The sequence below is a fragment of the Franconibacter daqui genome (assembly GCF_014644275.1).
Classification (GTDB): Bacteria; Pseudomonadota; Gammaproteobacteria; order Enterobacterales; family Enterobacteriaceae; genus Franconibacter; species Franconibacter pulveris.
The window spans coordinates 156264-173455 of sequence record NZ_BMKJ01000001.1; the positions used below are offsets into that span (position 1 = coordinate 156264).

The following is a 17192-nucleotide window of genomic DNA, read 5'->3' on the forward strand; positions in this document are numbered from 1 at the left end:
GGAGGCGTAAAAAACGGCGCAGGCTGACACCCCGCGCCGTAGAGGCATTCAGGAGGCGGGCGTTGGCAAAGGCCTGTTGCCGCTCAGTTCCGTAACCAGATCGTTAACGCCGTCGCTCATGTTCACGAAACGGGTTAGGGGCGAACGGGTCACCACCACGAAAACGCCGATATTATTTTGCGGCACCATCGCCATATAGGTAATAAAGCCGCCGCCGCCGCCGGTTTTTTGAATAATGCCAGGGCGGCCCGCTTTCGGCGCCATGTAGACCCAGCCCAGCCCCAGCGCGTCGGCCCGGCCCGGCACATCCATGCCGACCACGCGGGCGAACTGCGCGCGCTGGTAAATCAGCGTCTGCATCCGGTCCGCCTGCGCGCCGCGTGAATGGAAGTCGGAGGCGAGGAACTGCTGCATCCAGCGCATCATGTCGTCAGGCGTGGAGTACACGCCGCCGCTGCCGATGGCCGCCAGCGTGTTGTTGCAGGGGCTGGCCCCTTTTTCCGCCACCATCAGGCGCTTGCACTGGTCGGGCGACGGGGTGAAGGTGGTGTCTTTCATGCCGAGCGGGCGGGTTATCTGCTCTTCAAAAAGCTGGGGATACGGTTTGCCCGCCGCCCGCGAAAGCGCATCCGCCAGCAGATCAAACGCCAGGTTGGAATAAGAGACGATAGAGCCTGGCGCCGCCTTCAGGCTCGCCTGGCTAATCCAGTTCCAGCGCTGCTCTTTGGTCGGCCAGACAAACACTGGGCGGTGCGCCGCGCCGCCGGGCTGCTCGCGGGGCAGGGCGCTGGTGTGAGTGGCGAGGTTCACAAGCGTAATCGGCTTGCCCTGATAAGTGGGCACGCGCGCGCCGGCAGGCGCATATTTGCTGAGCGGATCGTTAAGCTGCACCACGCCCTGGTCGAGCAGCTTTACCAGCATTTCGCTGGTCATCAGTTTGGTCAGGGAAGCAATACGGATGACCGAATCGAGTTGCGGGCGCACATTATTGCCGGGGCGGGTTTCGCCGAAGCTGCGAAAGACGCGCTGGTTGCCATCGATAACCACCATCGCCATGCCGGTGGCGCCGCTGCCATAAAAAATATGATTGGCATAACGGTCAACGATTTCGGAAGCAAATACCGGGTCAGGCGAGGCGGGGGCAGCCTGGGCCGCAGGCAACACCGCAGCGCTCAGCGCAGCGAGAAAAAGCAAGCAACGTTTCAACGGACGGATCCATACAGTTATTAAGGGGTAAAGGCTATTTATACTACTCTGCGCCGTTGTGCAAAGGGCCGATTAGCGACATAAAACGCGAAAAAGCGTAACGATGAGTAACCACAGCACTTTTTCTTTTCTCCCCTCATACTCTTTTTCACCGTTACGTTGCGCCAGGCTACAATCTTCCCTTTTAATTCATTGTGGAGCCTCTCATGCCGACCCGACGTATCGTTATGGTTGTTGATATGCAAAACGGCGTCTTCGCCACGCCGCGGCTTAACCGCGAAGCGTGCGCGGCGCGCATCAATGCGCTGACGCAGGCGGCTGACGCCGTTATCTTTATTCAGCATGCCGATGAGGAAGCGTTGCCGGAAGGGAGCGAGGCGTTTGCGCTGCTGGCGGAGCTTAACCAGCCTGAAGGGGCGTTTTACGTGACGAAAAGCGCCTGCGACGCGTTTTATAATACGTCGCTCGATGCGCTGCTGCGCGAGCAAAGCATCGATGAGTTTGTGATTTGCGGCTGCGCGACAGATTACTGCGTGGACGCCACCATCAAAAACGGCGTCAGCCGGGGTTATCGCATTACCATTGCAGAAGACGCCCATACCACCGCCGACCGTCCGGCAGCGCCAGCGGACGTGCTTATCCGTCACTACAACGATGTCTGGCGCTCGTTCATTGCGCCGGCTAATCCGCCGCAGGTGCTTCCCACCCAAACTATCCTTGACGCGTGGCGGACGAACTCACCTTTTCCCGTTTTGTCTTAACAGGCGCAGCGCGGTCTGGCGCCTTTTATTTTTAGCAACAACATTCACCGCGCCTTACGGACGGTTTTAGGTAAGCTAACGCCCTCCGTGGTTAAAAACGGCGAAGATGAAGCGCAGCAACGCGATAACAATCAGAAGTGCAGGAGTGAAGTGATGTTTAAATCTTTTTTCCCCCGGCCGACCGCCTTCTTTGTGTCGGCCTTTATTTGGGCGATGCTTGCCGTCATTTTCTGGCAGGCGGGCGGCGGCGACTGGCTGCTGCGTCTTGCTGGCGCTGAAAAAGAGGTCCCCATCAGCGCGGCGCGCTTCTGGTCGGTGAATTATCTGGTCTTCTACGCGTACTACGCGCTTTGCGTAGGGGTTTTTGCGCTCTTCTGGATGCTCTACAGCCCGCACCGCTGGCAGCACTGGTCGATTCTTGGCTCGGCGCTGATTATTTTCGTGACCTGGTTTCTGGTGGAAGTGGGCGTGGCGGTCAACGCCTGGTATGCGCCGTTCTACGATCTCATCCAGACGGCGTTAAGCGCGCCCCATAAGGTTAAGATCGAGCAGTTTTACCATGAGGTTGGCGTGTTCCTCGGCATCGCGCTGATTGCCGTGGTGGTCGGCGTGTTGAATAACTTTTTCATCAGCCATTACGTGTTTCGCTGGCGCACGGCGATGAACGAATATTACATGGCGCACTGGCAGCGCTTGCGTCACATTGAAGGGGCCGCGCAGCGCGTGCAGGAAGACACCATGCGCTTCGCCACCACGCTTGAAGATATGGGCGTGAGCTTTATCAGCGCGGTGATGACGCTTATCGCTTTCTTGCCGGTGCTGGTGGCGCTGTCGCCTCACGTGCAGGAGTTGCCGATTATCGGGCATATCCCTTACGGTCTGGTGATTGCGGCGATTGTCTGGTCGTTGCTCGGTACGGGGCTGCTGGCGGTCGTGGGCATTAAGCTGCCGGGGCTGGAGTTTAAAAACCAGCGCGTGGAAGCCGCTTACCGTAAAGAGCTGGTCTACGGCGAAGATGACCCGACCCGCGCCAGCCCGCCAACCGTGAGCGAGCTGTTCGCCAACGTGCGCCGCAACTACTTCCGCCTCTATTTCCACTACATGTATTTCAACATCGCCCGCATTTTGTATCTGCAGGTGGATAACGTGTTTGGCCTGTTCCTGCTTTTCCCGTCTATTGTTTCGGGCGCTATCACGCTTGGCCTGATGCAGCAGATCAACAACGTCTTCGGCCAGGTGCGCGGCGCGTTCCAGTATCTGATTAGCTCCTGGACGACGCTTGTGGAGCTGATGTCCATCTATAAGCGTTTGCGCAGCTTCGAGCGCGAGCTGGATAACGAGCCGCTCAACGAGCCGCAGCAGGCGCTGTAACCTCAACGCTCCTTCGGGAGCGTTTTTTTATGCCGTTACGCCAGCCGATTCCGATTCTCCGCTTTTTGCGAAAATGTTACGCTCGGGCGGACTTTTAAAACGAAACAGGAACGGTATGGAAAACGCGCTTCCCCCGATAGCCCGCCCGTCGCGGCGCGCCCTCACGCTTGGCTTGGCCGCTTTTTTCACGCTGGCGGGCTGTACCAGTCAAAAAAGCGAACCAACGGCGGAAAAGGTTAAGCCGCTGGATGTGAAGAGCGTGGTGAAACAGAAAATGCCGGCAAGCGTGAAAGACCGCGACGGCTGGGCGAAAGATATCGCCACCGCTTTTGAAAGCCAGAAGCTGCCCGCTACCGAAGAGAACATCTGCTCCGTGCTGGCCGTGGCGGAACAGGAGGCGAACTATCAGGCGGACCCGACGGTGCCCGGCCTCAACAACATCGCCTGGAAGGAGATTGAGCGCCGCGCCGGGAAGCTGCATATTCCGGCTTTCGTGGTGCGCACGGCGCTGCTGATTAAATCCCCCAACGGCAAAAGCTACAGCGAGCGGCTCGATAAGGTGAAAACGGAAAAGCAGCTGAGCGCCATTTTTGACGATTTTATCGGCATGGTGCCGCTCGGCCAGACCCTGTTTGGCAACCTTAACCCGGTGCATACCGGCGGGCCGATGCAGGTAAGCATCGCTTTCGCCGAGCAGCATGAGCGCGGCTACCCATACAAAATGGAGGGCACGGTGCGCCAGGAGGTGTTTACCCGGCGCGGCGGCCTCTGGTTTGGCACCTATCATCTGCTTAACTATCCGGCGAACTACACGCAGCCGCTTTACCGCTTTGCGGACTTTAACGCGGGCTGGTACGCCAGCCGTAACGCCGCTTTCCAGAACGCGGTCAGCAAGGCGAGCGGCGTGAAGCTGGCGCTCGACGGCGATTTGATTCGCTATAACAGCGACGAGCCGGGCAGTACGGAACTGGCGGTACGCAAGCTCGCCGGCAAAATCGGCATGAGCGACAGCGCCATTCACCGCGCGCTCAGCAAAGGCGACAGCCTGGATTTTGAAGAGACCGATCTTTACCAGAAGGTGTATAAGCTGGCTGAACAAAAGGCAGGCAAAAAATTGCCGAGGGAGATGCTGCCCGGCATTCAGCTGGAAAGCCCGAAAATTACCCGCAATTTAACCACCGCCTGGTTTGCTAAACGCGTGGACGATCGCCGGGCCCGCTGTATGAAGAAGGGTTAGAAAAAGCGCTGGCGCAGGCGCAGATAAAGCGCAAAGGCGCCAGCCATAACACAACCCAGCAGGAAGGGAACCACGCCAAACAGCGTGCTCACCGCAAGCCCCATCTCAATGCGGGGGCGGCCGTTCTCCTGCATCTGCATCAGATGGTCAAACACGCCTGGCGCATGAACCAGCAGGTTCAGAATCTGTGCGCCTACCCAGAAGCAGAACAACACAAACACGGCATAAGCGATATTGCCAGGCAGGGTTGTTTCGCGTTTTTTCCTGGCGAAGCCAGGTTTCGACAACATAATCTCTGCCATACAGACCTCCAGGGGTATACCTGCACGCTGGCGTTATGCCAGCTGACTAGAGGTGAGTTTGACAGGAGTTAACAAATGTCAATATCGGATTTCTGGTAATTTCAGGGGTGGATTACTCCTGGATGTCAGTTTTATGTCGATACTCACATTTACGTAACTTTATTAATCAACAGGTAACATTTCAGATTTTCCCCATCCGCCGCGATCCGTGCCACAGACAGCCTGAAAAGGATATGCGATGATGGCTTTTTTTCCTCCGGAGCCGCAATGAACCTGCCTGTGAAAATCCGCCGCGACTGGCATTATTATGCTTTCGCGATCGGGCTTATTTTTATCCTCAATGGAATTATCGGCTTGCTGGGCGTTGAGACAAAAGGCTGGCAAAACTACGCCGTCGGGCTGGTGACTTGGGTGATTGGCTTCTGGCTGGCGGGGCTGATTATTCGCCGGCGTCCGGAAGAAGAGAAACCGGACGCGGCAAAAGAATAACCGTTAGCGGGTGATGGCGCTTTTCAGCGCGCTGTCGGCGCGGTGGCGCTCCAGCGCCAGCTCGATCAGGCGCGTGATCAGCGCCTGGTAGCTAAGGCCGCTCGCCTGCCACAGCTTGGGATACATGCTGATATTGGTAAAGCCTGGCAGCGTGTTGATTTCGTTAATAATAACGTCGTTATCCGCCGTCAGAAAGACATCGACGCGCGCCATGCCGCAGCACTCCAGCGCCTGATAAGCGCGGATAGCGATGGCGCGGATCGTATCGTTAATATCCGGCGTGATGGCTGCGGGCACCACCACCTGTGCGCCTTTGTCATCAAGGTATTTGGTGTCGTAAGAATAGAACTCGTCGTTAACGACCACTTCGCCGCAGGTGCTCGCTTGCGGCTCGTCGTTACCGAGCACCGCGCATTCGATTTCACGTCCTTTAATGCCCTGTTCCACCACCACTTTATGGTCGAATTCAAAGGCCAGCGCCACCGCCTGGTGAAACTGCGCTTCGCTGGTCACTTTGCTTACGCCGACGGATGAGCCTTGATTCGCGGGCTTCACAAACAGCGGCAGGCCGAAGGTTTGCTCAAGTTCGCTGAAGCTCACGCGGTTGCGGCTGGCGCGGGTGAGCGTAACGAAAGGCGCCACGTTTAAGCCCGCGTCGCGCAGCAGCCGCTTGGCGACATCTTTATCCATGCTGACCGCTGAGCCGAGCACGCCGGAGCCGACGAACGGCAGGTTGGCCATGCGCAGCATGCCCTGCAGGGAGCCATCTTCACCAAGCGTGCCGTGCACGATGGGGAAAATCACGTCTACCTGATCCAGCGCCTGACGGCTGTTCGCCTCAATTAACTGCGCTTCGGTCTGGCCTGGCACCAGCGCGACGGTTTTCTCTGAGCGATGAAGCGCGATGCGCGCCGGGTCGTTGGCGTTCAGCAGGTAGCCGGACGCCTCGTTGACGTGCCACTGGCCCTGTTTATCAATTCCCAGCAGTACAACCTCAAACTTCTCTTTATCAATGGCGTCGACGATATTTTTCGCCGACTGGAGCGACACTTCATGCTCCGCCGATTTTCCGCCAAAGACGATGCCCACGCGCAGTTTTGCCATCACACAATCCATCCTGAATGCTTACGAAAGCTGACAACATAGCACGCGATAAGGCGCGTTTCATGCGCTTCCTGCGGTACGCTGGAAAGCGACGGCTATACTCAGGATTCAGGTCAGAAAAAGGGAGAGCGCATGGCGAAAGCGGGAGGTGTGGTGGCGGGAGTCGGGGTAGCGGCGCTTATCGCGTACAGCTTGTATAACTGGCTTCCCGCCTGGTACAACCCCTTTGCGCCGCTCTCGCCCGATGACCCGCCCACCATGGTGACTCGCTATAAGCTGCGCCAGATGGCAAGCGAGCCGCAGGCCTGCCTTGCCATCCTCAGGCAGGCGAGCGACAAGGGCATGATTAGCTTTCGCGAGCAAAATAATGTAGCGGGAAAATGTCCGCTCGACGCGCCGGTGCGCGTCACCCAATTTGGCGACGTGCGGCTCAGCAGTTCGTTTCTCGCCAGCTGTCCGCTGGCGCTAAGCAGCGCCATGTATGTCCAGCAGCGCGCAAAGCCCGTTGCCGCTTCCATTATGAAGAGCGAGCTGACGCGCATCGATCATTTAGGCAGCTATGCCTGCCGCAATATCTACAACCGCCCCGGCGCGCGGTTAAGTGAGCACGCGACGGCGGACGCGCTGGATATCAGCGGCTTTCGTTTCGCCAATGGTCAGCACATCACCGTGCTGAAAGGGTGGAACGAGCAAAACGCGCGAGGAGAAACGCTGCGCGCGCTGTTCGACCAGAGCTGTCCTTTCTTCGGCAATTCGCTGGGGCCGGACTATAACGCCGCCCATGCCAACCATTTTCACCTGGGCATGCGGGGGTTCGGCATCTGCCGTTAAAGAGGAAAGTGCGGCAGTGACGGCGGCTTATGTGATAAATATCACAAATAACTCCTTCTGAAAGATAAAATCCTGAAATGAATCAGAGCGCAAGGGATGCCACGCGCCGGAAGCGGGCGGCTGGTATGGTGGGCTTATTCATTTAATTCTTTTTGTCGCGGGCGTATGGAATCCTGGAAGGTCAATATTATCTCGGTCTGGTTCGGCTGCTTTTTCACCGGCCTCGCCATCAGTCAAATCCTCCCGTTTCTGCCGCTCTATGTCGCCCAGTTGGGTGTGACCTCTCATGAAGCCCTGTCGATGTGGTCGGGCTTAACCTTCAGCGTCACGTTTCTGGTTTCGGCGATTGTCTCTCCCATGTGGGGCAGCCTGGCCGACCGCAAAGGCCGCAAGCTGATGCTGCTGCGCGCTTCCCTCGGCATGGCGATAGCGATTCTGTTGCAGGCGTTCGCCACCAACGTCTGGCAGCTCTTTTTCCTGCGGGCCATCATGGGGCTGACCTCGGGTTATATTCCCAACGCCATGGCGCTGGTGGCTTCGCAAGTGCCGCGCGAGCGCAGCGGCTGGGCGCTCAGCACCCTCTCCACGGCGCAAATCAGCGGCGTGATTTGCGGCCCGCTGATGGGCGGTTTTCTGGCGGACCATCTTGGTCTGCGCACCGTCTTTTTGGTGACCGCGCTTCTGCTGATGATAAGTTTCCTGGTGACGCTGCTGCTGATAAAAGAAGGCGTGCGTCCTGCAGGCAGCAAAGCCCAGCGCCTTTCCGGCAAGGCGGTCTTCGCCTCGCTGCCTTATCCGGGGCTGGTTATCAGTCTCTTTATTACCACCATGGTTATCCAGCTTTGCAACGGCTCCATCAGCCCGATACTGGCGCTATTTATTAAGGCGCTTTCGCCGCAGAGTGACAATATCGCTTTTCTGAGCGGTATGATCGCCGCCGTGCCGGGCGTCTCGGCGCTGCTTTCCGCCCCGCGTCTTGGCAAGCTTGGCGACCGCATCGGCACCGCCCGGGTGTTGATGGCGACGCTTATCTTCGCCGTCGCGCTCTTTTTCGCCATGTCCTTTGTCACCTCGCCAACCCAGCTCGCCGTGCTGCGCTTTCTGCTCGGCTTCGCCGACGGCGCCATGCTGCCTGCGGTGCAGACGCTGCTGGTGAAGTATTCAAGCGACCAGGTAACAGGACGCATTTTTGGATACAACCAGTCGTTTATGTATCTGGGCAACGTGCTGGGGCCGCTGATGGGGGCGGGCATTTCGGCGATGGCGGGCTATCGCTGGGTTTTTATCGCCACCGCGCTGGTGGTGCTGGTGAATGTGGTTCAGTTAGCCTGTGCGCTGCGCCAGCAGCAGTTAAGCGCCTTGCAGCGAAAGCAGGACTTAACTTAATGAAATGTATTGCATTAATCTTTACTTAATAACAATAAGAAAAAAGAAGGGTTTTTTTTGCATATCTGTGCCAGGAATTTAAGTTAAATAACAAAAACGTTTCGCTGTTGCTTGCTTTTTGTTCTGAACCACACTTCCATTAAATTAATATAAAAATTGGTTCATTTTTACTTTGCAACTTTGAAACGGGGTGATAACTTCCCCCCGGTATTAACTAAGGGAATTGGGTTATGAAAAATCTTATTGCCGAATTGCTGGTAAAGCTTGCACAAAAAGAGGAAGAGTCAAAAGAGCTGGTGGCCCAGGTCGAGGCACTGGAAATTATCGTGACTGCCATGCTGCGCCGGATGGAGCAGAAAGAGCAGGAAGCGCTGATTCAGGGCATTGAGGGAGCCTTGCAGGAAGCAACCCCGCCGAGCGAAGTTCCACATCGCGACACTGAATTACTCAACCAATATGTAAAAAAGCTTTTACGGCACCCCAGAAGCTAGTCTGTTAACGGCATCATGGTTCGTCATGATGCCGTCATAATTTGATTCTATCGTCGCGCTGTTGTTATTTCTTTTTTATCTTTTAAAGGTCGAAAATAGGGTGAAAAAGTGCGCGATAGCAATTGCCTTAATATCATCGTTGAATTGTGTTGTGGCCAGTGTCGCGCATGCAAACCGTCCGGGCTCGATAATCGGGCGGCGCGAGGTGATATTACTCAGCCAGCCGGCGCGCGCCGTCTGACGAGCGATAAAACTGAAGCGTTGGCGCCTCATTAAATAATCGGCCAGCAAAAAAGTATTCTGTGAATTGACGATGGTATCGATGATTCGGAAATAACGGCAGCGCGCAATGACGCCGAGGGTGCCGGCGGCTTTTTTAAAGATATTGCCGCGCTGCCGCTGACCGACCAGTACACCCGCTATCTCCTTGATAAGCAAACCATAAGCCCGGCTTCATTACTGGCGCCGCCGCTTGCGCCGCGGCGTGAAAATTGACAACATCCCGCACGCGGCCGCTGTAGCGTGCATAACCGATCAAGCCCGCGCTTGTGCATCAGGAACCCCCCGGCCTGTAATAAAAAATGCTACCGGGCAGACATTCCTGACGCTGGCGGGTGGTTTTCCTCCGCTCTCCTGACCAGGCTTAAAGTGCGGCTATCGCTTGCAGGAGAAACAATGAAAACCACGCTGCTTACCGTGCTGGTGATGGGGATGCTCTCTCCAGCGCCGACCTGGAGCGCCGAGCGCGGCGCTCTGCTTCCGCCATCGCGCACCGTCTGCAATCAGCAGGCCACCGCCGCGCAAATCACCGGCGACGCCCGCAAGGTTTATATTCGCAACTGTCTGCAAAATCGCCAGAGCGCGCCTCGCGATAAAAGCCTTACGCCGCGTGAGCAGCAAATGAAAAAATGCAGCGCGCAGACGCAGATGCTGGATGGCGACGAACGCCGCCGCGCGGCAGGCGACTGTATGGCGCAATCTGGCTGGTAGTTCATATGGGTGAGTGGCTAAAACCGCTCACCCGAAATTTCATACTCGGGCCGTTTGCCGCCTCCTTATACTTTGGGAAATGTTGCGAAACCGTCCCGAAAAAATGAATCAACAACAAATATTTAGTCGATGGACCTCCTGGCAGGCCCGCCAACAGGCTCGCTTTACGGATGACTATCTGCGCTCCGGGCAACGCTTCGCACGCCGCATCTGGCTGCCGCGCACGGTAGGCCACGGCATCAGCTTTCTTTTTCTCGCCCCCATTTTGCTCACCCAGCCGCTCTCCGCGTGGTGGTGGCTGGTGCTGTCGATTTACGCGTTTATCTGGCCGCATGTCGCCTGGCTGCTGGCGGACCGCGCCGCGAACCCGATGGCCGCCGAACAGCGTAACCTGACGTTCGATTCAGTGATGGGCGGCGTCTGGATCGGCGCAATTGGGCTCAACGCGCTGCCCTCCATACTTATTCTGATGATGGTCAACATGAATAATATGGGGGCAGGGGGCGTAAAGCTGTTTCTGGTCGGTCTGTTGCTGCAAGCGGCGGCCTGCTTTACGACGATTGCGATAATTAACCTGCCGGTGGATATCACCACCACGCCCCTTGAGATGTGGGTTTGCCTGCCCGCGCTGCTTATTTACCCGGTTTTCTTTGGCTTTGTGACCTACCGCACCGCCATCAACCTGGCTGAACGCAAGCGTCGGCTTCAGCTTCTCAGTACCCGCGACGGCATGACCGGCGTCTATAACCGACGCCACTGGGAGCATCTGCTGCATAACGAGTTCGACAACTGCCGACGCTATCAGCGCATTTCCACGCTGTTGTTAATCGATCTCGACCACTTCAAGACGATTAACGATACCTACGGGCATGATGTCGGCGATGAAGCGATTCTTGCCATCACGCAGCATTTACAGCTCACGTTACGCACCACCGACGTTATCGGCCGCTTTGGCGGCGACGAATTTGCGGTGTTTATGACAGGCACGTCGGTGCAGAGCGCCATCGCCGCCATGCACCGGGTGCATGAACATCTTGATGACTATCGCTTTGACTCCGCGCCGGATCTGCGGGTGCGCATAAGCGTAGGCGTGGCGCCGCTCACGCCGCAAATGACCCACTACCGCGAATGGCTGAAAGCGGCGGATAACGCCCTTTACAAAGCCAAAAAAGCGGGCCGCAACCGCACTGAAGTGGCCGCCTGATCCTCCTCGTTTGCCGACCCCGCCATCTCTGCCAGGCTTAAAAGAGCGCTGCAACATAACCGACTCTCGCGACGCGGCGGATAAGCCGCGTCGACGCACAATAACAATCAGGAGGTGCATTGCGATGAATTATCAGTATGTGGCGAGCATGAATGAATTACCGGAAAGCCAGCCGCAGAAAGCGGAAGTGGGCGAAAGCGAGGTGGTGCTAATCCGCACTGGTGAGACGGTGCGCGCATTTCAGAGCAAATGTCCGCATGCGGGGGCGCCGCTGGAAAAAGGCGCGGTCTGCGAAGGGCATCTGGTCTGCCCATGGCATAAAGCGGTGTTTGACATCAGCAACGGTGCATGGCGCGAGCCGTTAGCGCTCTCCAGCCTGCGTCAGTATCCGGTGCGCGTGGAAGAGGGCAAGGTCTACGTGAGCCCGAAGGCGATGTCGCCCGGCTCACGCCCGCAAATTCGCGGCGATGGCTCGCAAACCTTCGTTATCCTCGGCGTCGGGGCGGCGGGCAGCGCGGCGGCCATTACGCTGCGTGATGAAGGCTTCAGCGGCAAATTAATTCTTATCGACCGGGAGCGCGAAGCGCCCTACGACCGCACCGCGCTCAGTAAATTCGTTCCTTCCGGCAAAATGAAAATCAGCGAGGTGCCGCACCCGCTGGATGAAAATTTCTGGCAGCAGCCCGGCGTGGAGGTTATTCGTGAAGAGGTCGAATCCCTTGACCCTTCGCTTCGCGAGCTGCGTCTTGCCAGCGGAGAAACCCTGGCTTTCGACAAACTGTTGCTGGCGACCGGCGGCGCGCCGCAGCGCCCTGCGTTGCCCGGCAACCAGCTAAAAGGCGTTCATGTGCTGCGTAGCATCGGGCAGGCTGAACGTCTGCTCAGGGAGGTCAATAGCGAGCAGCGGTTAGTGATTATCGGCAACAGCTTTATCGCTCTCGAACTCGCCTCAGCGCTGCGCAATCAGGATATCGACGTAACGGTAATCGCACGCCATCCGCAGCCGTTTGAGAAGCAGTTTGGCGAAGAGGTGGCGCGAGGATTTCGCCAGCTGCACGAACAAAACGGCGTGCGTTTTGTCATTGGCGAGCCGCAGGCGCTGGAAGGCGACGAACACGTTCACCGCGTGACGCTCAAAGATGGCCGCCAGGTTGCGGCTGAAGTGGTCGTTTTCGCCACCGGTATCAAACCGGTTACGGGTTTTACGCATACGCTGGCGCAGGAAGAGGACGGCAGCCTGCGCACCAACGATCGGCTCGAAGCCAGCGCCGACATCTGGGCGGTGGGCGACATCGCCAGCTATCCGGCGCCGGAAGACGTGCGGCGCGTTGAGCACTGGCGCGTGGCGCAGCAGCAGGGGCGTATCGCCGCCCGCAATATGCTGGGCAAAAATGAGGTGTTCGACCGTGCGCCTTTTTTCTGGACCACCCATTACGGCACTCGCTATGAATATCTCGGCCACACGAAGAACTGGGATAATTTTAAATTTATCGGCTCCTTTGCAGAGAAAAAATTTATCGCCCTTTACGGTGAAGCTGGCGTGCTGAAAGCCGTGTTCAGCTGCGGCTATTACACCGGCACGGCGGCGCTGTTGCTGCGAATGCAGCAGCCATTAACCCTGGAAGAAGCGCAGGAGATTATTTTATCGGCGCAGGGGTAATCACCGCAGAGCGTTTTATGCAGCCAGAACAACCGGGGCGTTTATTTAGCGCCCGGTTTTTTTATGGACATATCAGGCGCGCCGTGGCTTTTTCGTAACGACTCCTCATTGCATAATCGTCCATGCCGCTTATTCACAGGAAAGTGACAAACGGAACGGTTAATTGTGCAGCAATCACATTTTATGGTGATTAATTGAGCAATAAGGTGACGTCACTCGCCCTTTTATTTTGATGGTTGCGTCACAAAACAGAGGTGTGCAGCATATTTATCCATATCTGCGCCGCTTTAACGCCTGACTCTCTTTGCAGGATTCTTCTACCGTTATCGTGTTGGCAACGTGCCTCTCAACGGGAGAAGTAAAGATGTCCTCGGTAAGTGATGTCACGCCTGGATTAACCGCGCACGAGCGTAAAGTGCGCCGCATGAATCTCTTTGTTTCCGTGTCCGCCGCCGTCGCCGGGTTATTGTTCGGCCTTGATATCGGCGTTATTTCCGGAGCTTTGCCTTTTATTACTCACCATTTCTCCCTGAGCAGCCGGGCGCAGGAGTGGGTGGTGAGCAGCATGATGCTAGGCGCCGCGCTTGGTGCGCTTTTTAACGGCTGGCTCTCCTCGCGGCTGGGACGAAAATATAGCCTGCTGGCGGGGGCAATCTTATTTATTCTCGGCTCGCTGGGCTCTGCTTTCGCCACTTCGCTTGAGATGTTACTGATTTTCCGCGTGGTGCTCGGCGTGGCGGTGGGTATCGCCTCTTATACCGCGCCGCTCTACCTCTCTGAAATGGCCTCGGAGAACGTCCGCGGCAAGATGATAAGTCTCTATCAGCTGATGGTGACGCTTGGGATCCTGCTCGCCTTTTTATCCGACACGGCGCTGAGCTACAGCGGCAACTGGCGAGCCATGCTCGGTGTGCTGGCGCTGCCCGCCATCGCGCTGCTGATTATGGTGATTTTCTTGCCCAACAGCCCGCGCTGGCTGGCGGCGAAGGGGATGCATATCGAAGCGGAAGAGGTGCTGCGCATGCTGCGTGACACGTCCGAGAAAGCGCGTCAGGAGCTTAACGATATTCGTGAGAGCCTGAAGGTGAAGCAGGGCGGCTGGTCATTATTCAAAGCCAACCGCAATGTGCGCCGCGCCGTTTTTCTCGGCATGCTGCTGCAGGCGATGCAGCAGTTCACCGGCATGAACATCATCATGTATTACGCGCCGAAAATTTTTGAGATGGCCGGGTTCGCCAGCACTGAACAGCAGATGATAGCCACTGTAGTCGTGGGGCTGACCTTTATGCTCGCCACGTTTATTGCGGTGTTTACCGTGGATAAAGCCGGGCGCAAACCGGCGCTGAAGATAGGCTTTAGCGTCATGGCCATCGGCACGCTGGTGCTGGGCTACTGCCTGATGCAGGTCAATGGCGGCGACGTCTCGCGCGGCATCTCCTGGCTTTCCGTCGGCATGACCATGATGTGCATCGCCGGTTATGCCATGAGCGCCGCGCCGGTGGTGTGGATCCTGTGCTCTGAAATCCAGCCGCTGAAATGCCGCGACTTTGGCGTCACCTGTTCAACCACCACCAACTGGGTGTCGAACATGGTTATCGGCGCGACCTTTCTGACGCTGATTGATAACGTTGGCGCGGCGGGCACCTTCTGGATCTATACGCTGCTGAATGTCGCCTTTATCGGCGTCACCTTCTGGCTTATTCCGGAGACCAAAAACGTCACGCTGGAACATATCGAGAAAAACCTGATGGCGGGCAAAAAGCTTCGCGACATCGGACGATAAAAAAAGGCCCCTGCGGGGGCCTTTTTCTTACCCTTTGCTGAGCTTTTCCGACTTCGCCATGCAAGCCTGCATCGCTTCAATCACGGCGGAACGCAAACCGCGCTCCTCCAGCACCCGTACCGCCTCGATAGTCGTGCCGGCAGGGGAGCAGACCATATCTTTCAGCTCGCCCGGGTGTTTGCCGGTTTCCAGCACCATTTTCGCCGAACCCATCACCGCCTGGGCTGCAAATTTATAAGCCTGCGCGCGCGGCATGCCGCCCAGCACGGCGGCATCGGCCATCGCTTCGATAAACATAAAGACATACGCCGGGGCGGAGCCGCTAACGCCCACAACCGGGTGAATCAGGTATTCGGCCACCACTTCCGCTTCGCCGAAGCTTCTGAAAATAGCCAGCACGGCGTCGATATCGTCCGCCGTCGCCAGCGCGTTGGGGGTGATGGAGGTCATGCCCGCCTGCACCAGCGACGGTGTATTCGGCATCGTGCGGATGATTTTTCGGTCGTGGCCCAACGCCGTGGCGAGCTGATCCAGCGTAACGCCCGCGGCGATAGAGACCACCAGCGACTCTTTATTGAAGCTGGAAGCGATGTCGCTCAACACTTTCACGGTAATGTTCGGCTTCACTGCGCTAAAAACGATATCGGCGGTTTGCGCCACTTCCTGCGCGCTCCCGGCGCCGTTGATGCCATACTCCTCCTGAAGCTCAGCGACATTTTCCGGCGTCGGCGTATATACCCAAATCTGGTCCGCCCGCGCCTGGCCGCTGGCGAGCAGCCCGCCCAGGATAGCCTTGCCCATATTGCCGCAACCGATAAACCCTATTTTCTTTTCCACAGCTTCACTCCGTTTCTGTCGCGTAAGTAGTCAGAAGGGGTATAGCTTAACGCGCTTTCGGGCGATTCGTTAAGGCTTCGGCTAGGCTTAAATGAAAAACCAGGAGGCTGATATGGATAAGACAACGGATGAATACCGCAGTCGTCACTATCCGATTCAGGAAGATATGCGCGCCCAGCGAGTGGAGTGGGTACTGCAGCGTAGCGGCAACTGGCTGCTTTATGTCATTGTGGTTATCGCCTTGCTTGGCGGCTTCTCCGACGGCTGGCTGAGCGAAACGTCAAAGGCGAACGCGCAGGGGACGCTGACGGTGGAATATCAACGTTTTTTGCGCTCAGAGAGCGATGAGCCTTTTACGCTGCGTATTAAAGGCGAGCCTGATAAACCGGTAACCGTGCGGCTTGCCGGCGACTTCATGGATAAGTTTGTTATCCAGACGCTGCGCCCGCAGCCGCTGGTCACGCACTCCTCAACGCATGAAATCTCGCTGACCTTTCCTGCCACAAAAACGGGAGAACACGCCGTCTGGTTGATGACCCAGCCGCAAACGGCAGGGCTTTTCACCTCGCAGATCGCGCTTGAAGGCGCTGACGCCGTCACGCTGAAACAGTGGGTTTATCCCTAGGAGAGAAAAATGGAAAGCGTACTTCGCGCTGCGGGAATGTACGTGCTGCTGCTGATTGTGTTGAAAATAGCCGGGCGGCGCACGCTGCTGGAGATGAATTCCTTTGATTTCGTGCTGCTACTGATTATCAGCGAGGCAACGCAGCAGGCGCTGCTGGGCAACGACTTCTCTGTGACCGGCGCGGCGATTACCATCATCACCCTGATCGTGCTCGATATTCTCTTTAGCTACCTGAAAAATACGATCCCGCGTCTTGATCTTATTATTGACGGCTCGCCGCTGATACTGGTGGAAAACGGCAAGCTGCTGGAGAAGCGAATGCGGCGCTCGGGGATTTCCGAAGAGGATATTTTAAGCTCGGCACGCACTAGCCAGGGCATTGAGCGGCTGGATCAGATAAAATTCGCCATTCTTGAGAAAAACGGCAAAATTGCCGTTATTCCCGCCGAAAAACAGGAGTCGTAATGCCAGTCTGGGTGGATGCCGACGCGTGTCCGAATGTTATTAAAGAGGTGCTGTTCCGCGCAGCGGAGCGCACGCAAACCCCCGTCACGCTGGTGGCGAACCAGAATATCCGGGTGCCGCCATCGCGGTTTATACGCGCTATGCGCGTGCCGGCGGGCTTCGACGTAGCGGATAACGAGATTGTGCGGTTATGCGAGCGGGGCGATCTGGTGATTACCGCGGATATCCCGCTGGCGGCGGAAGTGCTGGCGAAAGGCGCGGCGGCGCTTAACCCGCGCGGCGAGCTTTATAGCGAAGCGACCATTAAAGAGCGCCTCACGATGCGTGATTTTATGGATACGCTGCGCTCAAGCGGCATTCAGACCGGCGGGCCTGACAGCCTGAGCCAGCGCGACCGGCAGCGTTTTGCCGCCGAGCTCGATAAGTGGCTCAGCGGCAAAAAAGGTTAAG

Annotated in this window: 18 protein-coding genes and 1 pseudogene; 15 read left to right on the top strand and 4 right to left on the bottom strand. The window is 57.0% G+C overall.

Translation table 11 applies throughout. The features are described 5' to 3' along the window. Positions 1-48: 48 nt before the first annotated feature. Positions 49-1206, bottom strand: coding sequence for a D-alanyl-D-alanine-carboxypeptidase/endopeptidase AmpH (gene ampH, locus IEX01_RS00750; protein WP_024555669.1), 1158 nt, complete (start codon positions 1204-1206; stop codon positions 49-51). 206 nt (positions 1207-1412) lie between these two features. On the opposite strand from ampH, the gene IEX01_RS00755 reads away from it, so the two are divergent. The 3 genes from IEX01_RS00755 to IEX01_RS00765 all read left to right on the top strand — a co-directional run bounded on the left by IEX01_RS00755 (position 1413) and on the right by IEX01_RS00765 (position 4575). After that, positions 1413-1967, top strand: a complete 555-nt coding sequence (locus tag IEX01_RS00755; protein WP_188723107.1) for an isochorismatase family protein — start codon at positions 1413-1415, stop codon at positions 1965-1967. Between the two features lie 153 nt (positions 1968-2120). Continuing rightward, on the top strand, positions 2121-3338 hold the full coding sequence (gene sbmA, locus IEX01_RS00760; RefSeq protein ID WP_024561065.1) for a peptide antibiotic transporter SbmA: 1218 nt from the start codon (positions 2121-2123) through the stop codon (positions 3336-3338). A gap of 115 nt (positions 3339-3453) precedes the next feature. After that, positions 3454-4575, top strand: a complete 1122-nt coding sequence (locus IEX01_RS00765; RefSeq protein WP_034882052.1) for a DUF1615 domain-containing protein — start codon at positions 3454-3456, stop codon at positions 4573-4575. On the opposite strand, the gene IEX01_RS00770 is transcribed toward IEX01_RS00765, so the two are convergent. Continuing rightward, positions 4572-4877, bottom strand: coding sequence for a DUF2755 family protein (locus IEX01_RS00770; protein WP_024555673.1), 306 nt, complete (start codon positions 4875-4877; stop codon positions 4572-4574). The genes IEX01_RS00765 and IEX01_RS00770 overlap by 4 nt on opposite strands. Positions 4878-5144: 267 nt before the next feature. Between IEX01_RS00770 and IEX01_RS00775 the strand changes: the two genes are divergently transcribed. Next, positions 5145-5366, top strand: a complete 222-nt coding sequence (locus tag IEX01_RS00775) for a DUF2754 family protein (protein ID WP_024561063.1) — start codon at positions 5145-5147, stop codon at positions 5364-5366. Positions 5367-5369: 3 nt separating this feature from the next. Here the strand turns inward: IEX01_RS00775 and ddlA are convergent, their stop codons facing one another. Further along, complete coding sequence (ddlA, locus tag IEX01_RS00780) at positions 5370-6470, bottom strand: D-alanine--D-alanine ligase (protein WP_024555675.1); 1101 nt, start codon at positions 6468-6470, stop codon at positions 5370-5372. Positions 6471-6602: 132 nt separating this feature from the next. Here ddlA and IEX01_RS00785 point away from each other — a divergent pair, with 132 nt between their 5' ends. From IEX01_RS00785 to IEX01_RS00820, 8 genes and pseudogenes are all read left to right on the top strand, one after another. Then, positions 6603-7301, top strand: coding sequence for an extensin-like domain-containing protein (locus IEX01_RS00785; RefSeq protein WP_188723108.1), 699 nt, complete (start codon positions 6603-6605; stop codon positions 7299-7301). Between the two features lie 165 nt (positions 7302-7466). Continuing rightward, positions 7467-8687: a multidrug efflux MFS transporter gene (locus IEX01_RS00790; RefSeq protein ID WP_024555677.1), complete on the top strand. Its 1221-nt coding sequence runs from the start codon at positions 7467-7469 to the stop codon at positions 8685-8687. A 230-nt stretch (positions 8688-8917) separates the two neighbouring features. Next, a complete protein-coding gene (gene iraP, locus IEX01_RS00795; RefSeq protein WP_024555678.1) occupies positions 8918-9178 on the top strand; it encodes an anti-adapter protein IraP in 261 nt (86 codons plus the stop codon). Between the two features lie 139 nt (positions 9179-9317). Next, positions 9318-9663, top strand: a pseudogene (locus IEX01_RS21465) (alkaline phosphatase); the annotation flags it as partial. 190 nt (positions 9664-9853) lie between these two features. After that, on the top strand, positions 9854-10168 hold the full coding sequence (locus tag IEX01_RS00805; protein WP_024560713.1) for a PsiF family protein: 315 nt from the start codon (positions 9854-9856) through the stop codon (positions 10166-10168). A 103-nt stretch (positions 10169-10271) separates the two neighbouring features. After that, the gene (gene adrA / locus IEX01_RS00810) at positions 10272-11372 is read left to right on the top strand and encodes a diguanylate cyclase AdrA (protein ID WP_024555681.1); all 1101 of its coding nucleotides are present in this window, start codon (positions 10272-10274) and stop codon (positions 11370-11372) included. 124 nt (positions 11373-11496) lie between these two features. Next, positions 11497-13032, top strand: a complete 1536-nt coding sequence (locus tag IEX01_RS00815) for an FAD-dependent oxidoreductase (protein ID WP_188723110.1) — start codon at positions 11497-11499, stop codon at positions 13030-13032. Positions 13033-13396: 364 nt separating this feature from the next. After that, the gene (locus tag IEX01_RS00820; RefSeq protein WP_024555683.1) at positions 13397-14815 is read left to right on the top strand and encodes a sugar porter family MFS transporter; all 1419 of its coding nucleotides are present in this window, start codon (positions 13397-13399) and stop codon (positions 14813-14815) included. A 27-nt stretch (positions 14816-14842) separates the two neighbouring features. Here IEX01_RS00820 and proC read toward each other — a convergent pair whose 3' ends face one another. Continuing rightward, positions 14843-15652, bottom strand: a complete 810-nt coding sequence (proC, locus tag IEX01_RS00825) for a pyrroline-5-carboxylate reductase (protein WP_024555684.1) — start codon at positions 15650-15652, stop codon at positions 14843-14845. A gap of 112 nt (positions 15653-15764) precedes the next feature. Between proC and IEX01_RS00830 the strand changes: the two genes are divergently transcribed. From IEX01_RS00830 to IEX01_RS00840, 3 genes are read left to right on the top strand one after another with little or no spacing between them, the layout of a single operon-like run. Next, on the top strand, positions 15765-16277 hold the full coding sequence (locus tag IEX01_RS00830; RefSeq protein WP_024555685.1) for a hypothetical protein: 513 nt from the start codon (positions 15765-15767) through the stop codon (positions 16275-16277). Positions 16278-16286: 9 nt separating this feature from the next. Beyond that, the gene (locus IEX01_RS00835; protein WP_024555686.1) at positions 16287-16742 is read left to right on the top strand and encodes a DUF421 domain-containing protein; all 456 of its coding nucleotides are present in this window, start codon (positions 16287-16289) and stop codon (positions 16740-16742) included. Next, positions 16742-17191, top strand: coding sequence for a YaiI/YqxD family protein (locus tag IEX01_RS00840; RefSeq protein ID WP_024560709.1), 450 nt, complete (start codon positions 16742-16744; stop codon positions 17189-17191). Before IEX01_RS00835 ends, IEX01_RS00840 begins: the two co-directional genes overlap by 1 nt. The last annotated feature ends 1 nt before the right edge of the window (position 17192 follow it).